At 42.1% G+C, this 21,739-nt stretch carries 12 protein-coding genes and 2 pseudogenes; 8 read left to right on the top strand and 6 right to left on the bottom strand.

Features of this window, described 5'->3' with window-relative positions:
- Nucleotides 1-12 precede the first annotated feature (12 nt).
- The 3 genes from H140_RS0111510 (at nt 13) to H140_RS0111500 (ending at nt 3,293) form a co-directional block, all read left to right on the top strand.
- The gene (locus H140_RS0111510; protein WP_019673810.1) at nt 13-222 is read left to right on the top strand and encodes a cold-shock protein; all 210 of its coding nucleotides are present in this window, start codon (nt 13-15) and stop codon (nt 220-222) included.
- A 641-nt stretch (nt 223-863) separates the two neighbouring features.
- Complete coding sequence (locus tag H140_RS15255; RefSeq protein WP_019673809.1) at nt 864-1,982, top strand: M15 family metallopeptidase; 1,119 nt, start codon at nt 864-866, stop codon at nt 1,980-1,982.
- A 285-nt stretch (nt 1,983-2,267) separates the two neighbouring features.
- Complete coding sequence (locus H140_RS0111500; RefSeq protein WP_019673808.1) at nt 2,268-3,293, top strand: putative bifunctional lysylphosphatidylglycerol flippase/synthetase; 1,026 nt, start codon at nt 2,268-2,270, stop codon at nt 3,291-3,293.
- A 102-nt stretch (nt 3,294-3,395) separates the two neighbouring features.
- On the opposite strand, the gene ccmE is transcribed toward H140_RS0111500, so the two are convergent.
- From ccmE to ccmA, 5 genes are all read right to left on the bottom strand, one after another.
- Nucleotides 3,396-3,926, bottom strand: coding sequence for a cytochrome c maturation protein CcmE (gene ccmE, locus H140_RS0111495; RefSeq protein WP_019673807.1), 531 nt, complete (start codon nt 3,924-3,926; stop codon nt 3,396-3,398).
- 114 nt (nt 3,927-4,040) lie between these two features.
- Nucleotides 4,041-4,259 carry a heme exporter protein CcmD gene (gene ccmD, locus H140_RS0111490; protein WP_019673806.1) on the bottom strand — a complete coding sequence of 73 codons (219 nt, stop codon included), beginning with the start codon at nt 4,257-4,259 and terminating at the stop codon, nt 4,041-4,043.
- Nucleotides 4,260-4,407: 148 nt separating this feature from the next.
- Nucleotides 4,408-5,196 (bottom strand): heme ABC transporter permease, encoded by a 789-nt coding sequence (locus H140_RS0111485; RefSeq protein ID WP_019673805.1) that lies wholly within the window; start codon nt 5,194-5,196, stop codon nt 4,408-4,410.
- 244 nt (nt 5,197-5,440) lie between these two features.
- Nucleotides 5,441-6,175 (bottom strand): heme exporter protein CcmB, encoded by a 735-nt coding sequence (locus H140_RS0111480; protein WP_019673804.1) that lies wholly within the window; start codon nt 6,173-6,175, stop codon nt 5,441-5,443.
- On the bottom strand, nt 6,172-6,933 hold the full coding sequence (ccmA, locus tag H140_RS14575) for a heme ABC exporter ATP-binding protein CcmA (RefSeq protein ID WP_019673803.1): 762 nt from the start codon (nt 6,931-6,933) through the stop codon (nt 6,172-6,174). Before ccmA ends, H140_RS0111480 begins: the two co-directional genes overlap by 4 nt.
- 293 nt (nt 6,934-7,226) lie before the next feature.
- Between ccmA and H140_RS0111470 the strand changes: the two genes are divergently transcribed.
- The 5 genes and pseudogenes from H140_RS0111470 to H140_RS0111460 all read left to right on the top strand — a co-directional run bounded on the left by H140_RS0111470 (nt 7,227) and on the right by H140_RS0111460 (nt 21,347).
- On the top strand, nt 7,227-8,333 hold the full coding sequence (locus H140_RS0111470; RefSeq protein ID WP_019673802.1) for a type III secretion system chaperone family protein: 1,107 nt from the start codon (nt 7,227-7,229) through the stop codon (nt 8,331-8,333).
- Nucleotides 8,334-8,562: 229 nt separating this feature from the next.
- Nucleotides 8,563-8,664 (top strand): annotated as a pseudogene (locus H140_RS16400) (RNA-guided endonuclease TnpB family protein); the annotation flags it as partial.
- 706 nt (nt 8,665-9,370) lie between these two features.
- A pseudogene (locus H140_RS16560) lies at nt 9,371-9,466 on the top strand (ESPR-type extended signal peptide-containing protein); the annotation flags it as partial.
- A 60-nt stretch (nt 9,467-9,526) separates the two neighbouring features.
- Entirely contained in the window at nt 9,527-20,410 is a 10,884-nt protein-coding gene (locus H140_RS0111465; protein WP_019673801.1) for a YadA-like family protein, read from the top strand.
- A gap of 94 nt (nt 20,411-20,504) precedes the next feature.
- Nucleotides 20,505-21,347: an OmpA family protein gene (locus H140_RS0111460; protein ID WP_019673800.1), complete on the top strand. Its 843-nt coding sequence runs from the start codon at nt 20,505-20,507 to the stop codon at nt 21,345-21,347.
- Nucleotides 21,348-21,477: 130 nt separating this feature from the next.
- Here H140_RS0111460 and H140_RS14570 read toward each other — a convergent pair.
- Nucleotides 21,478-21,739, bottom strand: a 262-nt coding sequence (locus H140_RS14570; protein WP_019673799.1) for a transposase, incomplete at its 5' end; no start/stop codon positions are given.

The following is a 21,739-nucleotide window of genomic DNA, read 5'->3' as shown; positions in this document are numbered from 1 at the left end:
AGGATTATATATATGTCAGATACTATCAAAGGTACAGTAAAGTGGTTTAACGAAGCGAAAGGTTTTGGCTTTATTGCTCCAGAATCAGGTCCAGACGTTTTTGCTCATTACAGCGAAATTGCTAGCTCAGGTTTCAAGACCTTAGCTGAAGGCCAAGAAGTTGAGTTCACAGTAACTCAAGGTGCTAAAGGCCCACAAGCCCATGGTATCACAGCTCTATAAGAGTTAAGACAATTTAGACTGAGGTTATTTTTAATAACACAGTGTTAAATAAGTCAAAAAAAGCGAATCCTTAATCGGGTTCGCTTTTTTGTTGTCTGTCTTTAAGGCGCATCTTCAATTGGTGTAATGATATTTAAATGGGCTAACAATAGCTAAATCTTGTCATACAGCCCCTTGTCTGATTGAGATTTATCTTATTTGTATCATCATTTTTAAAGTGAAGACACGCCTTAGTATTATGATGGCTGTGGTTACAAATTGTTTGTCCTGTATTAATGCTAGAGATATAGCTAAACTCAAATTAAAATACACACTCTGTATTACCTTTGAGGTCGCATTTATTGGTGCGTGGAACGACACCCTACCGATGGTTTTGTGTATTAAAATATAGTGTTAGCAATAGTTTAGTTTGATATATATAGCCTGCACCCATAAACATAACTAAAGACTATAGAAATTAAGAAGAGGCAGAAAGCAGGACAAAGCCGAAAGTAGGACCAAGTAAAAAGTCAGTAAAAGCAGAAATTGGGAAATAGAAAGTAAAAAACTCAGCTTACTACTAAGTTAGAGCAAGATGACTGCATTTGCAAAACTTGAACCTTGTGTGATTTGATATATTGTCATATTTTTTGGGAAAATAAATGAATTTAATAATTAATAAAGTAGCCAGTACTAGAGTTGGCGGAACGCTATTGGCTGTCGGACTTGTGTTGGTACCAAGTGCTTATGGCAAAAACAGTCATGACAGTATTGCGAATAACGACAGTCAACCAACTGTTTTTGACTTTGAATCCACTTATGATAAGCCTGCAACAGAGGAAGATATTAGACAACAGCGCAATGAGCAGTCGCAAAATAAACAGACAACATTTCGTAGCAAGAATGACAGTCGTTATCAAGATGATATTAATGATTTAATCTTTGCCTTGGATAATCCAGAAGAAAGCCAATTAAAAAGAGCCGATACGAATGAATCTTCACAAGAAGAGTTAGTAATGGCTGACGATAACCAAGGGGATCAGCAGCAATATCAGATGATAGAGCAGATACAGCCCCATTCAGAGCCTGAAATGCCACTATATCCCACTGGTGAATGCAATGCAGATGCACTGGCATTGGGCATTGAGCACTTTCGCTATGCAGATGCACCTGCTAGTGACTTAGTGAATATCGGTGGCAGGCGCTTGCATAAAGACGCTGCGCCATCGCTAAAAGAAATGCAAGCGGCCGCTAAGCAAGATAAAGTGACCTTAACCGTAGGATCAGCGTTTCGCTCGATACGCTATCAAAGCGGTATTATTAACCGTAAAAAACGTCAAGGTCTAACAGATGAAGACATCTATTCTGTGTCCGCACCTGCTGGCTATTCAGAGCATTCGACAGGCTATGCGGTGGACTTTTATCCTATTGATGCCAGTTTTGCCAAAACCAAAGCCTATCAATGGTTGTTAGACAATGCAGCAGAGTATGGCTGGATACAAAGCTTTACCGAAGAGGTCTCTGAGCAGTCTAATGTGATGGTCGAACCTTGGCACTGGCGCTTTGAGGGCACATCTGAGGCGCAGCAACTATTTAGTCCTAGAAGCTGTTACAGCTCAACGCCACCAGCAGGTGAGGTAATAGACGGTGATGAACCAATAAGTACAGAGGTGGTAAATGAGGATTTAGAAGTTATTGAGCTAGAACGAAAAGATTTTGCACTGCAAGAGGAGTGGGAAGAGTATTTGGAAAATAAGCACAAGGATATTGTAGGTGATTAAGGTCAGAGGCTGTAAGGCTTGAGATTGTTTTTTTGATTAGTGTTATTTTTCGCCATTAAACAGGATAAAATCTAGGATAAATGCACAAACGAAGGCCGTAGGCTGTTATCATATGCATTAATAAGCATTTGATGCGCCAACAAGTGATTTGGTCGGTATCATTGCTATTGAGTTAACTTTTTGAGCGCTGGCGAATATTACAGTTTTTAGTATCAAATAAGTGATATCAAACAAACAGATCATAAACTATTTTAAAAAATTTATAGCATCTCGATAAGTGTCTATATGTCTATTAACCTAAAAAAAATTCTTAATCCTAAGTTAATATTGCTACGAGGTTCGCTTTTTTTGTTGGCGTTGATTGTTTTTGTGCTCGCTATAAAAACGCTGTATACCATCACCCACACCATTCAGTTGTCAGAGGTCTTGGCTGCGATTGAGCAGATTCCGACCATAGATATGTTATTGGCCGTTGTTGTGGTTGCTTTTGGTTATTTGGTGCTTACCTTGTATGACACCATAGCTTTTAAACACATGCACATAGATTTGCCATTTAAAAAAGTCGCTTTCACCTCGTTTACCGCGTATGCCATAGGGCACACCATGGGGCTGGCAATTTTGTCCGCATCGGGTGTCCGCTTTCGCATGTACGGTGTGAACAAAGTACCTGCTGAGAATATTGCCAATGTGGTGTGGCTGGTGTCGATGGCTTTTACCTTTGGTATTACTACCTTGGTGTCTTTGTCGCTGGCGTTAAACCCTGAAGCCACTGTCACCATGATGTCACAGCTGGATACGCAATTGGCTGACTTGTCGTTAGATATCCCCGATATATTTCATAGCGTGGCGGTGATACGTGGTATAGGTCTATCTTTATTGGCACTGGTCGTGGCGGCAATTGTGTGGTCTGGGAAGCAAGGTCGACATGTACAGATCAAGGGTTGGCGCTTTGACTTACCACCAGCTGCCATGCTGATTAAGCAAATTATCATCTCAATTATTGATTTGGCGAGTGTGGCATTTGTGCTGTATTTATTGCTGCCGCATGGTACGACAGTCGATTATTTCACCGTATTTTCAGCGTTTGTACAGTCAATGATTTTGGCGATATTAAGTCATGTTCCAGGTGGGCTAGGGGTGTTTGAGCTGACCATGATGGCCTCTTTGCCTCAGGTTGAAAAAGCGTATTTGTTGGCGGTATTATTGGTATTCCGAGTGCTTTATTATTTGCTGCCTTTCTTTTTAGCCATCTTTTTCTTTATTGCCCATGAGATATGGTTGCGTTGGTTTCACCAAGGTTCTGCTAAATAAAATGCAACAAAGACAACTATAAAAAAAGACAGTTATAAAAGTAGACAACTAAAAAAAGAGCGCCCTTTATTGAGAGCGCTCTTTTTTTTGTGCTGACCTCGATTACTCGGTCACTAAAGTCTGGCTTTTATGTTTGCCATCTTCAACCGACTCTTTGACTGGAATAGCAGGGCTAAACTGTTCTGAATCTGCGTTCACCCCTTTGGCAGCATGCTCCTCTTTTAATGAAGCAGCAACCTCAGGTGGCATATAGTTTTCATCATGTTTGGCAAGCACTTCACTGGCTACAAACACATCACCTTGCATCTTACCAGTAGCGACTACGCCAGAGTTTTCAGCAAATAAATCGGGTAAGATACCCTGATAGCTGACAGGCACGCTGGCGTTAAAGTCAGTAATTTCAAATTGCACTTTAAGCTCATCGTTCGGATCTCGTTTAACACTGTCTTTTACTACCATACCACCTGCACGAATACGCTTATCTTGCGGCGCTTCACCTGCTGCAATTGCGGTAGGATCAAAGTAGTAATCTGTCTGCTGTCCGATGGCATAGATGACCAATAGCACAGCAAGGATGGCACCAGCCAGTGTAGCTGCAACCCAAATTAGTTTTTTACGACGTACCGCATTCATAAGACTGCCTTTTGGTTAACAAATAGTTGATTATAAAATAGGTGTTTAAACAGGATTTTGTTTGTTGATAAATCACCCGTTAGCCGCTGAAAAATAAGCTTTAGTAGCTAGCCGCTAATGTGTGCTACTTTTGTGTGCATTGCTACTTTGCTTACGCTGCTGCTGACGTGCTTGTTGAGCCTTTAGTTGATTTAACAAGCGGTGACGTTGGTGAATGCTATAAAAGATAAAGCCAACAATAACAGCAACCGTAATGCCCCAGGTACTCCAAACATAGGGACCGTGTTTACCCATGGCTAAAAACTCTTGTACGCTATAAAAGTAGGGTTGCATGATACACTCCTTTATTGGCTATCTATCTGTATTGGCTATCTTTATTGATTCGCTATCTGTCTGCTGATCTGTTTATTTCTTTATTAACTAGCTAACTAACTTATTAACTGGCTAAGTTTGCTGTTAATAAACTGCCATAATCTAGGTCTTATTTTGACAAGCGCACGTACTCTTTAACCCAGGCCTTATTTTGGTCACGGCGTAAGATTAAGGTATTGGTACGGTAAATGGCCAAAGCGGCGACTAACAAGTAAGTTCCTAAGATCATAAGTAGCAGTGGCGCTAACATATTTAATGACATCTTTGGGGCTTCGGTAATGGTTAGGGTTGAGCCTTGATGCAAGGTGTTCCACCAGTTGACTGAATACTTAATAATGGGCAAGTTAACCGCACCCACTATCGATAAGACTGCCGCAGCCTTTCCTCTATTTGGGCTATGCTCAAAGGCGGCAAACAATGCCATCACCCCTGCGTATAAAAAGGCCAAGATTAACATAGAAGTCAGCCTGGCATCCCATACCCAAAAGGTACCCCAAGTTGGCTTGGCCCAAATAGAGCCAGTAATTAAGCTTAAAATACAGAGTAAGAATCCAGTTGGTGCAATTGCTTGAGCAACCAAGTTGGCTGTTTTAATTTTCCAAACCAAAAAGATAACCCCAAGCACTGCCATAGCAAGATAGATTGATAATGCAATACTAGCAGCAGGAACGTGGATAAAAATAATACGATAGCTGTTACCTTGCAGATAGTCAGGTGGTGCAAAGGCCAACCCCCAGACAGAACCTATGCTCAGGCAAATAAAAGCTAAGCTTGCAAGCCACTTTACCCAAGGTGAAAATATACGAAAAAACTCACGGGTGCCTACGGTAATTAAGAATCCTTGCCATAGACGTGACAACAAGCTGGGATTTTTGGATGATCGATTAGCGTTTGGCATAATAAAACAACCTTGTAAGCCACAATGTAAGCAACTATGCTTTGCAAAATGGAAGCTACGCACAGGCCATGCAACGTATCTTATTTATGTAATTGGGTTTAAGTGTGTCTAAGCAAGTTAAGTAGGTTTATCACTGCGGTTAACCCTGTGACCTCACTACAAAAAAAGCGACACACTGCAAATATATGGGGCGTTTATCAACCAACCCAAGCTATACGCTGTCCTATTATAGCAAATATTGGTTTTAGTTTAGCCATGCCATCTTTAGCGTCATGGCAATTGCCCAAGGCATGACAATAATAGAGATGATACTACCAGCGGCAAGCAACGCCAAAATAGGCAGACCATTTAGCCCAGTGGCATATAGATCAACAGCGCCAGTAGCAAATATTAGTACAGGTAACTGCATCGGTAATGCTATTAGAGGGACCAATACAGCGCCATTTTTTAATGATAAGGTTAAGCTGCTGGCAATCGCAGATAGCATTAGCAACATAGGGCTACCAACAAGGATAGATGCCAATAGTGCACCTGCTTCCGACCACGATAGCCCGAACAAAGGCACAGCCAGCAAACTTAATAGTGCCACTAAGCCACTACTAAAGATCCAGTGGATGGTGAGTCGGAGCAAAACCCAGATAGGAATAGAAGATCTAGAAACAACCAACTGAGCCAAGGTACCATTGTCTAGTGCTGGTTTAAATAAGCTGTCAACACCCATCACCAAAGACAGCAAGGCGGCAATCCAGACGGCAGGTACCCCTAAACGCTGCAAGAGCTGTGGTTCACTGCCAATTGCCAATGGAAATAGGGTGATAATGACCAAAAAGAGCACTAAAGGATATAACCACTGTACAGCTCCTTGTTGTTTGACTTGCCATTCACGGCGCCAAAGTTGATAAGTTGCAATACCAGCGCTTACTGGAGCAGCGTCTGCTGGTTGTTGTGGTTGAGTATTCTTTGATTTTAACTGTGTCATCTCACCCCCTGATGATGGTGATGGTTGAGACTGGTGTTAGCATCAAGATTGACCTTTGTATCAAATATAGAATCAGATTCGAAACCATCGATAGTGTCGTCGGGCAAATAGTCTGATAGATTTAGCTGTTTGTTCGCCACTTTAACAGGTTGATGACTGGTCATTAATACTGCGCCACCGTCATTTACAAATTGCTGTAATCTTTGTTGTAAGCGAGCCACCATACTCACATCTAAGGCGGTAAAAGGCTCATCAAGTAACCACAGAGGTGTTTGCTCAGGGGTCATCAAATACAGTCTGGCTAAGGTCACGCGCCGCGTTTGACCTGCAGACAGCTGGTTACTTCCCATAGATTCAAAGCCAGACAAATCGACCCAGTCTAGCGCCTCTTCAATCTGTGTGCTTGTGGGCTGGATACCATATAGATTTAATAAAAAAGTCAGATTTTGCTGTACCGTCAGGCTGGGATGGATACCTAACTGGTGTGAGACATATAAAGGGGCAAGCGGTAGGCTAGAGCGGCCTTGGTATAAGATATCCCCTTGCAGCACAGGCAATAGCCCAGCCAACTGCATTAATAAGGTAGTCTTGCCCGTACCATTGGCGCCAATTAAGTGACAGATTTCGCCAGAATTTAATGACAAATTAATATGAACGCACAACGGAAAATCGCCACGTTGTACGGTAAGCTGTTGCAAAGCCAAAATGGGCGCAAAGTTGGCAGAGGTAGTCTGAGCGTTCATCTTGTCGGATAGCATGGATAGCCTATTTATTAGTAGTTAGACACTCTTATACATAGCCTATGATGCTTGTATATAGCCTATATATAATGAATGTTGGTTGTATGATATAGGTCATGGTATATCTTGCAATATAGCATTGCGCATCAATATAGCATAGTATAGATATGGCATAGTATAACAATAGATAAGTATAGCAAACCAAAATTGATAACCTAGCGTTCTAGATGAGCTTAAAAATAAAAATATGGATTTAGAAGCATGAACCTAGGTATACAAAACATAGGCATACAAAACCATAAGTAAAAATTATGAGCAGATATAAAAAACCATCTTTTTGGCAACGTTTAAAGTACTTAATTACCGCACAAAAAGACAAGTTACAAACAGACAGTATAAAGCAACAAGGTGCTAGCCAAGATAATGCTGTCCCAGTAACAACAGATAGTGCGACCAACTTATCACCCGATCAGTCGCATTTAGATGAAGCCTATTATGAGCATTTACAACAGCAGGAGTTTCCACTTCCGCAAATGCAGCCAGCAGTAGGTAACGATCAAGCCAGCATGGATACTTATCCAGAAGACACACAACAAGCAGATGGTGATATTGATTGGTTTATGGACTTAGAGCCAGAGTTACAGGGTCAGGATACAACTAAAGGGCTGTCTAATAGTATGCACAGACAAAAAATAAAATCTGACAAGCCAATTACGGACAGCATTTTACGCTTTTTAGAAGATAGCGAGTTTAGTTATTACTATCACAACCAAGATGGCTCAGATGGCCAAGACAGCGCAGACAGTCAAGATCAAGCTGACAGAGATGCTGATCAGCAAGACAGACAGTACGACAGGCAGCAAGCCAGCGAAGACGGTCATCCTGTCAGAAACGTGCATCATATTTCTATGGCAATGCGCTATTACAAGCCACCACAAGACACGGATGGTCAAAGTGATCAGCAAGCTACTCAAGCTACTGGGCAAGTAGATTCAGGTGAGATAGAGTGGGGCTGTGTCATACGAATCCATGAGCACACGCAATTGGTCGCCATCTATGGCGTGTTACCTTTTCAATTGCCATCATCGCACTTGCAGGCAGGACTTACCTTAGCTGCGCAATTAAATTACGATATGATGCTTGGTTGTGTGGAGGTTGATATTCGTGACGGTGAAATTCGATTTAAAAATTCATTAGATTTTGAGCCCATCATTGAGTCAAATCAAGGCGAGATACCAGCAGTAGTGATCAGTTATCTATTAAAAGGAGTGATGGCGATGACAGCCTCGTTTGAACCTTTATTTAGAGATCTTATTAATAGTGATCCAAAAGACTTTGAGTTGTTGGCCTTACTAGATAAGCGCCAGCAGGCACAGTTAGATAGTACCTTCTTTTTAGCCAGTACGACGCGCCAATAAAAGTACCCCAATAATAGCGCCCTAATAACAGCAAGCTGGTAATAGAGCATTGAACAGATCCAATTTGACCTTGGTTTGTCTTAAGTGAATAGGCCTTAGATCGAGGTAGGTGCTCGCAGCTAGAAAGTCGCAAAAATAGAGAGTTTAGTTAACCCCACTGAGTGCTAACTTGGAGGGGTTTTTATTGATTTGTATTTTTTAATCGAGGTTTGTTTATCGTTGTGGTCACTGTCTTGATTGTGGCACATGGCATGATAGAGATATCAACGCCAGTAAAAACACTCTTGCGGTCGGGCTTGACCGTCTAGATGTAGGAATTCCTTCGGTTTAGTGAGGAGAGGAAGCCAAGAAAGAGCTCAGATGGCTAATCAATATTAAAAAATTGTTTCCATACTATTCTAGGTTTGTTAATTTTTTGTATTAATAAAAATTGGTTTGTTTGTAACTATGCCAATAAAATATCTTTTATTTTAATTTAATCAGTTGATTACAATAATTTTATAATGAAATTAATAGGCAGTTGTTTATATTTGACAATTAAATCCTGTATAAAAAACCAAATAATGGTTTGGTTTTTTATTGTTATTTGTTAAAATAATTAATTGTAGATTAAGTAATTATTATATCGCTGTTGTAAATAACAGTAAGATAACAATTAAGTACTGCTGTTATGTTTTTTGAAAAAATTATAGCAGACTGCTTACAAATTAAAGTCATAATGTCAGTAATATTGAGCCCACTCTGAATTCTGTGTAACGTCGTTACCGTATTTATAACCAAGTTCACCTACCTGTCCATTTATCTAACAGACAAATTACTTATCTCCTTATTTATCTGACTATCCGTCTAATAACTTATTCATTGTTATACGCCTATTTCGATTTATAAAATCATTGGTTTTAGAGGTAGGGGTTGTGCATCTCACTGATTTTTATTTAGTTTTCCTAGATAGTTTTTATAGTAATTTAAAACAAATAAGATCAGTCGTATTATTAATTGAAAGGGAATCTCTATGAACCACATCTTTTAATAAAGCCACTGGCACCTTTACCGCTGTCGCAGAGTATGCCAAAGGACAAGGCAAAAGAAGCAATCGAGTAAGCCAACCAGTAGCAAGTACAAGTGCCTCTACATTACAGTCAAGCAGTAATCCTATAAGTGTACCTAATATTGGTATATTCAAGCTGAGTATTATGGTATTCAGTATATTTAGTGCCTTAGGCATCAGTACGCAGTCGTATGCAGCAAGCTATGGTGCTGGTGGTGGTACAGCAACCGGTGGAGATTCAGTAGCGATAGGTAATAATGCTAAAGCAACTAAAGTGGAAGCGGTGGCTATTGGCTCAAATACAGATGCTACGGGTCAACAGTCAGTTGCGATAGGCAATGATATAACCGCAGGTGGTGACTTTTCAATTGTCATAGGTACTCAATATAATGGTAATAAAGCAGGGTATCAGTCTGAAGGAAAGTACTCTGTTGCTATTGGTAGTGGTAACAATACTGCTCGTTATGCGGCAGATGCGGACGGGAATTTTTCGATAGCGCTAGGTAGTGCGTCGAAGACAGAAAAAGCAGCACAAAGCTCTGTTGCAATAGGGGATAGTGCGAAAACCACAGAGGCCAATGCAGTAGCTTTAGGCTCAGACTCGGTTGGTGATAGAGTTGTGCCCACTGTCAGTGGTTATGATGCAAGTGTGCTCACTTCAAGCGATCCAAATCAAGCAGCCACATCAAAAAGTACCACCTGGCGAGCCAATAGAGCAGCGGTATCCGTTGGTGACGGCACTAGAATCACCCGTCAAATTACCAGTGTGGCAGCAGGCTCAGCAGATACTGATGCGGTTAACGTTGCTCAGTTAAAAGCGGTAGATAAAGACACTTTCTTCCATGTTAATGATGGCACTAATGGTGGTACAGGCAATCCTGCGAACAATAAAGGTAAGGTAAACGAAGCTGCAGGGGCAACTGTTGCAAATGCTTTAGCGGCAGGTATCAATGCTAAAGCGACTGAAAACAATGCGACAGCAGTCGGTAGAGACACCCAATCAAACGGAACTTCAGCCAGCGCTTTTGGGAGTCAAGCTAAAGCCAATGCAAACTATACATTAGCCGCAGGTTATCAAGCTGAAACTATAGGAGAAAGCTCTAACGCTATTGGTGCATACACCATAGCAAATGGTCAGAATTCAACCGCAATCGGCGTAAGAAGCCATACCTATGATACTAGCGGTATTTCTATTGGTAATGGCGCAAAATCAGGTAAGTCTGGTGATACATCTGTAACAAACACCATTGCAATTGGCACCAGATCTGTCTCATCAGGAGATAAATCCGTTGCAATTGGTCATGGTTCAGATGCAACAGAAAGTCAATCCGTCGCTATTGGTGGTTATGCCCAAGCAACGGCAACCGATACATCAGCTTTTGGTCGTAATAGTATTGCAGATATTGCAGGTGGTGTCGCCATAGGCTCTCAGTCAAATACCTATGTTGATAAAGGTATTGTTGGTTATGACCCGTCAACAGGTAAGACCAGTACCGAAAATAATACAACATGGAAAGCCAATCAGGCTGCTGTTGCCATTGGTAATAGCACAGCTGTAACCCGTCAAATCACCAGCGTTGCAGCAGGGGCTAAAGATACAGATGCGGTTAACGTTGCGCAGTTAAAAGCAGCACAAACGCATTATTTTGATGTCAACTCAACAGACGGTGGCAACTATAACAATGATGGCGCTACAGGTGCTGATGCATTGGCTGCTGGTAAAGATGCTGCAGCGATAGGTAGCGCATCAATTGCTATTGGTTTAGACACTACCTCAGAAGGTGCAAATAGTATTGCTATTGGCGAAAAGGCTGCTTCCTCAAGTAATAATAGTATTGCTATTGGTGCTGATACTAAAGCCTCTTCCACCTATACAACATCAATTGGTCGTTCAACTCAAGCCACTAAATCAGGGGCCACCGCCATTGGGGGTGGTACAGAGAGTGGCGCAGCTAAAGCAACTAGTGCAGGAGCCGTTGCAATTGGTGGGGGTTATAATAGCAATGTAGGTGCAAATGCAGAAGCAACGAGATCTGTTGCTATAGGTAACGCATCTTCTGCAACACTGGAAGATTCTATAGCGCTTGGTTCAAAGTCCGTCACAACAAGAGATCTAGCTACTGCTAGTGGTTATGACGCTCGTACAGGTCAAGCATCTACATTAACAGACTCCGCTTGGCGTGCTACTACAGCAGCGGTATCAGTTGGTGATGTTGATAATAATATCACCCGTCAAATCACCAGCGTTGCAGCAGGGGCTAAAGATACTGATGCAGTCAACGTTGCTCAGTTAAAAGCAGCACAAACGCATTATTTTGATGTTAACTCAACAGGCGGTGGCAACTATAATAATGATGGCGCTACAGGTGCTGATGCCATTGCTATTGGCAAAAATGCTAATGCAAGTAAAGATAGCAACATTTCACTTGGTAATAATGCAAGAGCATTAGGCGAGACTAGTATAGCAATTGGTAAAAACGCTCGTACTGACGGATCTTCTGGTGTAAATAGTATCGCTATAGGTAACAATGCTTATGGTGGTTGGGCACAAGAGGGAATTGCGATAGGTACTAACTCTGCCTCATCAAATTACGCTGTTGCAGTCGGTTCTCAAGCTAAAAACGATAATGCTGGTGGAGTAGCTATTGGGCAGGCAGCTAGAACGAATGGCGCACGTTCGGTTGCTGTTGGCCAGGCAAGTAAAGCTGTGGGTACAGACTCAGTAGTTGTAGGCTATGAGGCTCAAGCAAGTAAAAATCAAAGTACAGCTCTTGGACATAGTGCCGTCGCAAGACATGAATATTCTGTCGCACTCGGTGCAAATTCTGTTGCTAGTAGAGATGTGCCAACCGTATCTGGTTATGACGCTAGTAAAGCTGGAGCATCAGATCTAAATAATACAACTTGGAAAGCCAATCGGGCTGCAGTATCAGTGGGTAATGGCACGAGTGTAACCCGTCAAATTACCAATCTAGCAGCAGGGTCAGAAGATTCTGATGCGGTGAACGTGGCTCAGTTAAAAGCATTAGAAAAAACAACAAACACCTATTTCCATACAGGTACAGGTGCTACTGGCACAGGCAATGCAGCCACTAACCAAGGTAAACTTACAGATCGTGCTGGCGCGACTGGTAACAATTCGCTGGCTGCTGGCGTAAACACCCGAGCAACATCTGAAAGTTCAGTTGCCATAGGTCCCAACGCTATTGCTAATAAAAGCTTCGTTACAGCTATTGGTAGTGGAGCAGGATTGAGCACAACTCAAGGAGAGTCTAGTGTTTACTTGGGGCGAAATGCAGGTTCAAATGGTAACCATTTAGTTCATGGTCAAAGATCATGGGGCTCTGTTTATATAGGTCAAGATGCAGGGACAGAGGTAACAGGTGATGCTAGCATAGGCATCGGCTCAACAGCAGGATGGAAGCATACAGGTTCACAAAATATCTTTATCGGGGATTCGGCTAAACCTTTAAAAGAAGGACAAAATGCTTATTCTTATACTTCTGGTAATAGAAACTTAATCTTTGGAAATCAATATATAGATCCAAAAGTTAAAACAGCTGAAAGTGGTAAAACAAATTATATCAACGATGTTATTGTTATAGGAACACTTGCAAAAGCTGAAAATTCTCAAGGCATTGCCATCGGTTCAAGTAGAACAGATGGGGTCACGGGCGCTTACGCAAAAGGGAAGCGCTCTATTGCCATTGGTGTCAGTGCAGATGAAACTAAAAAAGGCGCGCAAGCATTAGGCGATGATTCAATAGCGCTGGGAACTCAAAGTAAAGCAGATCAAGCCAATAGTGTGGTTTTGGGTAATCTTTCAACAGATCGTGCCGCCACTGCCGAAACCACTGCCACTGTAGGTGGTATTACCTATGGTAACTTTGCAGGCGTAGGCTCTGCTCCTAATGGCGTAGTGAGTGTGGGTGATACGGGTAAGGAGCGTCAATTAATCAACGTTGCTGCGGGTAAGATAAACGCCACCTCGACTGATGCGATTAATGGTAGTCAGCTTCATGCCGTAGCGAAAGCACCACTTACCTTTACGGGCAATACCAATGCCGATACAGATGCTGATGGTACTCAGCAACAGCTAGGTAGCACGCTCAACATCATTGGTTCAAAAGCAGAAATAACCTTAGCAGAAGATGTTTCTAATATTGCCATGACAGGTGCTTACTCTGCTAAAAACCTGCAAACGGTAGTAACTGACGATCAAGTACAAATTCAACTGGCAGAATCGCCTAAGTTTGGTAAAGTTACCATTAATGATGGCGGTAAAATTACAGGGTTAACGGCAGGTGAAGCAGATACTGATGCGGTAAATGTTTCTCAGTTGAACGCAGTCAAGAATGTGAAAAACTACGCTCATGTTAATGACGGCACAAATGCAGGTACTGGAGATGCTGATAGCAACTTAGCTAAAGTTAATGAAGCTGGTGGTGCCCAAGGTAAAAATGCAGTTGCTATTGGGGTTGGTGCTCAAGCAATCGGTCGTGGCTCTGTCGTTGTTGGTAGTCAAGCAGCCTATCTCTCTAATGAAGATACACGTAATATTGCTACAGGAAATGAATCAACTATTAGCGGTGGTATTAATAATAAAGTTGCTGGCAATAAAGGCACTATCTCTGGAGGTGTCGGCAATGAGATTCAAACCTCAGGACTAATTACTGGTGAAAGTGCGGAAAGACTAGCATTATTTGCAAGAGGAGCGACGATCTCTGGTGGTACAAGCAACATTATTACCAATAGCCATGATTCAACTATCGGTGGTGGTTATAAAAATGAAATTCTAGAATCGGTTGATAATAACGGTGAAAATGGTTTTGGTACTAATACTATTGCTGGTGGCGGGCTGAATAGTGCAAAAGGTAACCTAACCACGATAGGTGGTGGCTGGGAAAATACCATTGAAAATGGGGTTGCCTCAACCATTGCAGGTGGTACAAATAACAAAGCTTCAGAAGAGTATACAACTGTATCAGGTGGTACTAAAAATGAGGCTAGCGCTAGAATGTCAACAGTATCTGGTGGCTATGATAATGATGCGACAGGTATTAGATCTTCTATTGGCGGTGGTTTTGAGAATAAGGTATCTGGAGAAAGCTCTACTATATCAGGTGGTTACCAAAATAAGTCCTTGGCAGCTTATGGTACAATTGCTGGTGGTGGTAAAAATACTATAGAAACGACAGGTCGTGCTGGGTTTATAGCAGGTTCTGGTAATACACTTGCAGCGCCAAACTCTGCCATCATAGGCACATCCAATACCTTAAAAGCTAATCAACAGTACTCATTTGTCTTGGGTAATGCCACGAACACCACTCAAGCCAATTCGGTCACTTTAGGTCATCTGAGCTCTGATAAAGAGGCAACGACAGTTACTGAGGCAACTGTAGGCGACATAACTTATGGCGATTTTTCTGGTGTTTCTAAAGTAGCAAATGGTGTTGTATCTGTCGGTGGTGTGGGTACAGAACGTCAAATTGTCAATGTTGGCGCAGGCCGTGTAGCGGTTGATTCTACTGATGCGATTAATGGCAGTCAGCTTCATGCTACTAATAATGTTGTTAGTAATGTAGGAAATACTTTAATAACTGAAATTTTAGGTGGCGATGCCGCCATTGAAAAAACAGGAACAACAGCTGGACAACTTTCAATGAGTGATATTGGTGGCACGGGTAAAGATACTATCCATAATGCTATTAAAAATCTTAATACTACTATCACTGAAAATGATAGAGATACCTACTTCCATACTAATGCCACAGGTGCGGTACAGCCGCTAGTAGGCTCTAACAAAGGCAAACTTGATGCAACTGCTGGTGCAAGTGGTATCAATGCCACAGCAGCGGGTATTAATGCAAGAGCAACTGGCAATTCTGGCGTAGCTGTAGGTAACGGTGCTTGGGCATTAGATGATAATGCACTGGCTATTGGTAAGGGTGCACGAGTAGATAATTATGCAATAGCTGGTAAAACGTCAAACACCTCTGATGGTATCGCTATTGGTACCAATGCAAGATCAGTTCAAGGTGGGCTAAGAGATGGTGCACTTGGAGGGCTTATCCCAAGTAGTCCTCTTGTTGACAATTATATCCCAGGTAGTACCAAAGGTATTGCCATTGGTAAAGATACCTATGCGAATGAAAGCACGGTGGATATCGGTGCTAAATCAGTTAACAATCAAGATAAAGGGGCAAATAGACGGGCTGTCACTTCAGTTGGTGCAGACTCATTTGCTGGTGCACACTTCTCAACGATTGTAGGTTCATATTCTACTATTGAATCGCAAACAACCTCTCCACTGTCTAGAAGTCAAGGATTTGCATCGACAGTGACAGGTACTCTAAATACTGTAAAAGCCGACTCTGCTACTGATCCTTTTGATGGCGTTGCTAATGTAGTTAACGGTGCTGGAAATACTATTAATCATAGTAATGGTACTGTGGTAGTTGGTGCAGGCAATACCGTAAGTAACTCACTTCAAGCTAAAGACATCAATCCTGCTGGTTTAAGCTTTGCGAATATTACTAAACCAGATGAGTTAAACGAAATATTGAAAGATGCTGAACTTGGTTCAGTTGGTATCATTGGTGGTGGCAACACAGTAGATAATGCGCTTTACTCAAATGTGCAAGGAGTTAAAAACTCGTTAACTAGTGGAACTAACGGAGACACCAGTGCTTTTGTATCAATGGACGGTTATAAAAATACTGCTGAAAATGTCAGTAATATAACTACTCAAGGTAGTAATAACACAGTAACCAATGCTGACCAAAATATCATCATGGGTGATAACAATACCCTTGTGGGTGATGAAACAGATCGCAGTCAAGCCAAACGCAATATCATTATTGGCTTCCAAGATACACAAGATCAAATCGGTAAAAATATCACTAATAACCAAGCAATTGGTTCAAATTTAACCATTTCCGATGAGACCACAAATGGTGTATTAATTGGCGATAATACAATTATTAAGGGCAATGGTGCAGTCGCACTAGGCGCGGAATCAAATGCCAGCCGTGCTGCCCTAACAGGTGTAACTACTTCTGATACAGCATCGGCTACAGCCAATGAGGTTTATGCACTTGAAACAGCTACTGATGACGATAAAAATGCAATTTCAGCAACTGTTAAAGGTGATTTAGCAGCAGTTTCAGTGGGTAATGCTGACAGTACACGTCAAATTACCAATGTTGCTGCTGGCTCAGAAGACTCAGATGCCGTCAACGTCAGTCAGCTAAAAGCTGTGGCAAATGTCCCCTTAACTTTTGCAGGGGACTCTGGTGCTGACTTTAAGCGCAAGCTGGGTGAGACAGTAACTGTTGAAGGTGGTGTAACAGATGCAAGCTTACTATCTGATAATAATATCGGTGTGGTCAGTAATGCAGCAGATACGTTAACCGTGAAGCTTGCCAAAGAGCTAGGTGGGTTAACAAGTGCAGAGTTCACAGATGCAAATGGCAATGAAAATATCATTACCGGTGATGGCCTTGTTATCACACCTGCAGATACCTCAAAAAATCGAGTTCGTTTAAATAGTAATGGCTTAGATAATGGCGACAATAAAATTGTTAATGTCGCTGCTGGTGAAAAAGATTCAGATGCGGTTAACGTCAGTCAGCTAAAATCGGTTGCGGCTGTAGCAGCGGCTAAAACGAAAGTTGAAAAAGGCACAAACACAACCGTTACTAGCGAGACAGATATAGCCACTGGCGCAATCACATATACAGTTGATGCCCGTGATACAACAGCTAAAGCAGGCTCTACAGCAGTCAGCGTGACTGGTGGCGAGCTTGATCCAACCACAAACGTACGTGACTATAGTATTGATTTAAGTCAGGAAACTAAGAATAGCATCGCTGATGGTAAAAAACACAACACAGTGGTTGCAGGTAATAATGTCAGTATCACAGAAGGTACTAACACCGATGAAGGTGTTGAATACACTGTCAATGCTGAGAAATCAACAGTGTCATCAGACAGCCTTGCTGTCACCTCGACACCTAATGCAGAGACAAACACAACAGATTATAAAGTTGAGTTAGAAGCTGAAGATCAAGCAACCTTAGCGAATGCAGTGACTGGTTTTTATGTAGATGCCGATGTTAAGGCGACTGCGGACAAGGCTGCTGATAATGTTAAGTTAACCGAAACCGTGACTTATACAGCAGATGACAGCAATGTTGTGACTACTGTGCGTGACAATGAAATCGGCTTTAAGCTGGCTGATGATGTCACTATCGCTAATAGCTTAACCGTTGGCCCTGTATCCATTAATAAAGACACAGGTATCGATGCTGGTGATACCGTTATCACTCATGTTAAAGCTGGTACAGCAGACACTGACGCTGTAAATGTCAGCCAGTTAAAGGACACCAACACCAATGTCGCCAAAGGCTTTAACATCGCTGCAGACAATGGTACAACTGACAACGTACAACTGGGTGACACCGTCACTTACACCAGTACCGATGACAATGTTGTGACTACCGTTACCGACAATCAGATTGACTTTAGTCTGGCCAATCAAATCTCTGTCGGTACAGCCAAGCCAGTGACCATCAATGGGGATACAGGTACGGTCAATGGTCTCACCAATACCACTTATAACCCTAACAATATCGTAACGGGTCAGGCTGCGACAGAAGATCAGTTACAGCAAGCGACCATAGCAGCGACAAGTGATGTCACGACAACTACTGAAGATCAGCTAACGGTAACAACCATTGCTAAGGAGGATGGTACCACCACCTATCAGGTTGACGCTGATGTAACCGTTTTAACCACAGATAGCAAAGGTCACGTTATTACCCCTGCCAACAGTCCTAATGGCTTAGTCACAGCAACTAATGTTGCAGACACTATCAATGCCACAGGCTGGAACTTACAAAACGATGGTGTTCAAAAAGACCTAGTTAGCCCAAGTAACACGGTAAACTTCGTTAAAGGCTCGGGCACCGAAGCGGTTGTGACCTCTGATGGCAACGTCAGCACTGTGACTTACAACGTGTTAACCGATGACACCATCACGTTAAATGCAAAAACCAACGAGCTGGGTGTTAATACAGGCACGATCACACAAGACACAACCAAGCCAGGCACCGTCGCAACGCCTAACAGCAGCGCCATAGCGACCACAGGTGATGTCGTTGATGCGATTAATAACTCAGGCTTTACTGTTAAAGCCAATGGAGAAGATGCAGGAGAGTTGATTAATCCAGGCGATGCGGTTGATTTCACTGAAGGTAAGAATATCTCTATCACCCGTGAGGCAGGCAAGTTTACTGTTGCGACGAAAGCAGACGTTGATTTTGATAAGGTGACTGTTGGACCGGTAACAATAAATAAAGACGCAGGCATCAACGCAGGCAATACTAAAGTCACCAATGTGGCAGAGGGTGTAGATCCAACTGATGCGGTGAATGTGAGTCAGCTCAATACCAAAGTTGCCGCCGCAACCACAGAGGTGAAAGCGGGCACGAATATTGTTGATGTTACTAAAAAGACAGGCGACAAAGATCAGACCATCTATACCGTCAACGCCAAAGGCACCACAGCATCTGCGAACTCTGATGCTGTCGAAGTCAAAGGCGTCGCAAAAGATGGCAACGTCACAGACTATGAAATTGATCTAAGTGCTAAGAGCAAAGAGAGTCTAGCCAAAGCAGAGTCAGCCATCCAGTCAGTGACTGGCGATAGCAATATCACAGCCACTACGGATGCTGATAACAAGGTGACTGTCAAACTTAATGACGATATCACGGTTAAGAATGTCAATACGGACAGTACGACGATTGGTGGTACAGTGGCTATCAATGACAAAGGTATCAACGCTGGCAATACTAAGATTACCAATGTCGCTGCTGGTGAAATCAGTGCGAACTCACAAGACGCTGTCAATGGCAGTCAGCTACATGAAGTTAAAAACTTAGCAGCAGCCTCGAAAACAACAGTTAAAGCTGGTAAAAATACGACCGTAACTGGCAGCACTGATGAAGATACAAAAGCAATGACTTATGTCGTTAATGCCGACTCTGCAAGTGTTAGTGCAGGCTCTGATGCGGTAGCAGTTGCTAAAGGTACTCGTGATGCCAATGGCAATACTGATTATAAAGTAGACCTATCAGCTAAGACCAAAGGTCGCTTAGCCAAAGCCGATACGGCCATCCAGTCAGTGACCGGCGATAGCAATATCACAGCCACTACGGATGCTGATAACAAGGTGACTGTCAAACTTAATGACGATATCACGGTTAAGAATGTCAATACGGACAGTACGACGATTGGTGGTACAGTGGCTATCAATGACAAAGGTATCAACGCTGGCAATACTAAAATTACCAATGTCGCCCAAGGTACAGCTGATACTGATGCAGTGAATGTCAGTCAGTTAAAAGCAACCAATGCAAATATAGCCAAAGGCTTCAACATCAGTGCTGATAATGGCAACCCTGACAATGTTCAGCTGGGCGAAACCGTTCATTACACCAGTGATGACAAAAACATTGTCACCACGGTGCGTGACAACGAAGTAGATCTTGGTCTAGCCAAAGAGATTACCGTCGATAGTGTGACAGCAGGCAATACAGTCGTAAATAATGCGGGTGTGACTATCACCAATCCTGAGCACCCTTCTAAAACTGTCAGCGTGACCAATCAAGGCGTCAATGCCGGTGGCAACAGAGTCACTAATGTGGCACCTGGCGTTAACCCAACTGATGCGGTGAACGTCGATCAATTGAACCAATTAGGTTATAAGCTTACGGGTCATATCGATGACATACAGGCAGATCTTTCAGCCGGTATTGCATCGGCAGCAGCGATTGAGAATGCGCCTTATGTACCTGGCAAGTGGACTTACGCTGCAGGTGCTAGTTACTACAATAGTGAATCCGCTATTGGAGTTAGCCTAAGACGAACCGCAGACAATGGTCGTTGGTCGATTACTGGTGGTGTCTCTACTAATACCCAAAATGATCCATTGTTCCGTATAGGCATTTCTGGTGTTATTGATTAAATTATTTTGATAACGCATCTTAACTAGGTTTGTTATATATCTGTATAGCAAACTTAACAAAATTTAATACATACCTAATTATAGAGATAAAGTTATGAAAATTTTCTTATCAATACTACCCTTAACTGCTCTTTTAATCTGCACAACAACCACAGCAGCAACAGTTTATAGTCATTCTAATTCAGCAGAAGATGACAATATTACATTTCCTGATATAAGTAAGAGTTACTTAAATGATTTTCCGCTATATAATCCGGATGATCTTATTCATATCAACAATGGCATAAATGATGATACAGTTCGTCAATTAATTGGTAATCCTCATTTTAGTGAGTTTATGTCTAATAAGTGGAATTATGTCTTAAAGATTCGTCAGCCTTACACTAAACAATATATACAGTGTCAGCTACAATTGCATTTTGATAAACACGACATTGTAGAGAGGCTTTATTGGGACAAGCAAGAATGTGCTGATGCTGTTCAACCACAAGTACAACCACAACCACAAGTACAACCACAACCTGCTGTCACTGTTGAACCAGCTTCTGAGCGTATTAACTTAAGTGCTGATGCCTTGTTTGCATTTGACAAATGGCAAGCAAGTGACATGCTACCACAAGGTCGTACCGAGCTTGATGCGTTATCGACTAAGCTACGTCAATACCAAGATATTGGTGATATGAAGGTTGTTATTACTGGTCACACAGATCGCCTTGGCGATGATATGTATAATATGAATCTATCACAGTTACGGGCACAGACGGTACGAGCTTATTTGGTGCAACGCGGTGTTAATCCAAGCAGCATGTTAGCGGTTGGCGCTGGTGAGTCGCAGCCGATAAAAGAGTGTGCAACCAGTCTGTCACGCCCAGAGCAGATTGACTGCTTGCAACCAAACCGTCGTGTGACTTTGGATGTTATGGTCAATCAAGAATAGTTTACCTTGATGGTATTTAAATTTGTTACTTTGCTAATTTGCTAAGATAAAAAACAGTAAAGCATAAAAAAAGACGCTAACTTATGTTGGCGTCTTTTTTTATGCTAAGTAATCGAACAAAATTAAATACCTATACTTTAAATGTAGAAAAATTTAACGACAGGGAATCACCAATATTAGCAAAAACCCGATTAACTGCATAAGACAACGTATCGAAAGAAACATAATCACAAGGTCTTAGCCAAGCCTGTTTTACCTCCTTCCATAACCGCTCAATGATATTTAGATGCGGACTATAAGGCGGTAAATAAAAGATAAACAAGCCTCGTTCTTGCCAAATGGGTAATCTAGCTTGGATAATCTTGGCATGATGAATACTGGCATTATCCATG

This window comes from Psychrobacter lutiphocae DSM 21542 (genome assembly GCF_000382145.1).
In the GTDB taxonomy this organism is placed as follows: domain Bacteria; phylum Pseudomonadota; class Gammaproteobacteria; order Pseudomonadales; family Moraxellaceae; genus Psychrobacter; species Psychrobacter lutiphocae.
The sequence above is the reverse complement of the archived record's forward strand: the minus strand, read 5'-3'. Positions and strand labels throughout refer to the sequence as shown.

Bases quoted from the DNA above. Each gene is read 5' to 3' on its own strand.
- H140_RS15255 (WP_019673809.1), top strand. From the start codon at position 864: ATGAATTTAATAATTAATAAAGTAGCCAGTACTAGAGTTGGCGGAACG.
- ccmE (WP_019673807.1), bottom strand. From the start codon at position 3,926: ATGAATGCGGTACGTCGTAAAAAACTAATTTGGGTTGCAGCTACACTG.
- H140_RS0111500 (WP_019673808.1), top strand. From the start codon at position 2,268: ATGTCTATTAACCTAAAAAAAATTCTTAATCCTAAGTTAATATTGCTA.
- H140_RS0111480 (WP_019673804.1), bottom strand. From the start codon at position 6,175: ATGACACAGTTAAAATCAAAGAATACTCAACCACAACAACCAGCAGAC.
- H140_RS0111510 (WP_019673810.1), top strand. From the start codon at position 13: ATGTCAGATACTATCAAAGGTACAGTAAAGTGGTTTAACGAAGCGAAA.
- H140_RS0111485 (WP_019673805.1), bottom strand. From the start codon at position 5,196: ATGCCAAACGCTAATCGATCATCCAAAAATCCCAGCTTGTTGTCACGT.
- H140_RS0111460 (WP_019673800.1), top strand. From the start codon at position 20,505: ATGAAAATTTTCTTATCAATACTACCCTTAACTGCTCTTTTAATCTGC.
- H140_RS0111465 (WP_019673801.1), top strand. From the start codon at position 9,527: ATGGTATTCAGTATATTTAGTGCCTTAGGCATCAGTACGCAGTCGTAT.
- ccmA (WP_019673803.1), bottom strand. From the start codon at position 6,933: ATGCTATCCGACAAGATGAACGCTCAGACTACCTCTGCCAACTTTGCG.
- H140_RS0111470 (WP_019673802.1), top strand. From the start codon at position 7,227: ATGAGCAGATATAAAAAACCATCTTTTTGGCAACGTTTAAAGTACTTA.
- ccmD (WP_019673806.1), bottom strand. From the start codon at position 4,259: ATGCAACCCTACTTTTATAGCGTACAAGAGTTTTTAGCCATGGGTAAA.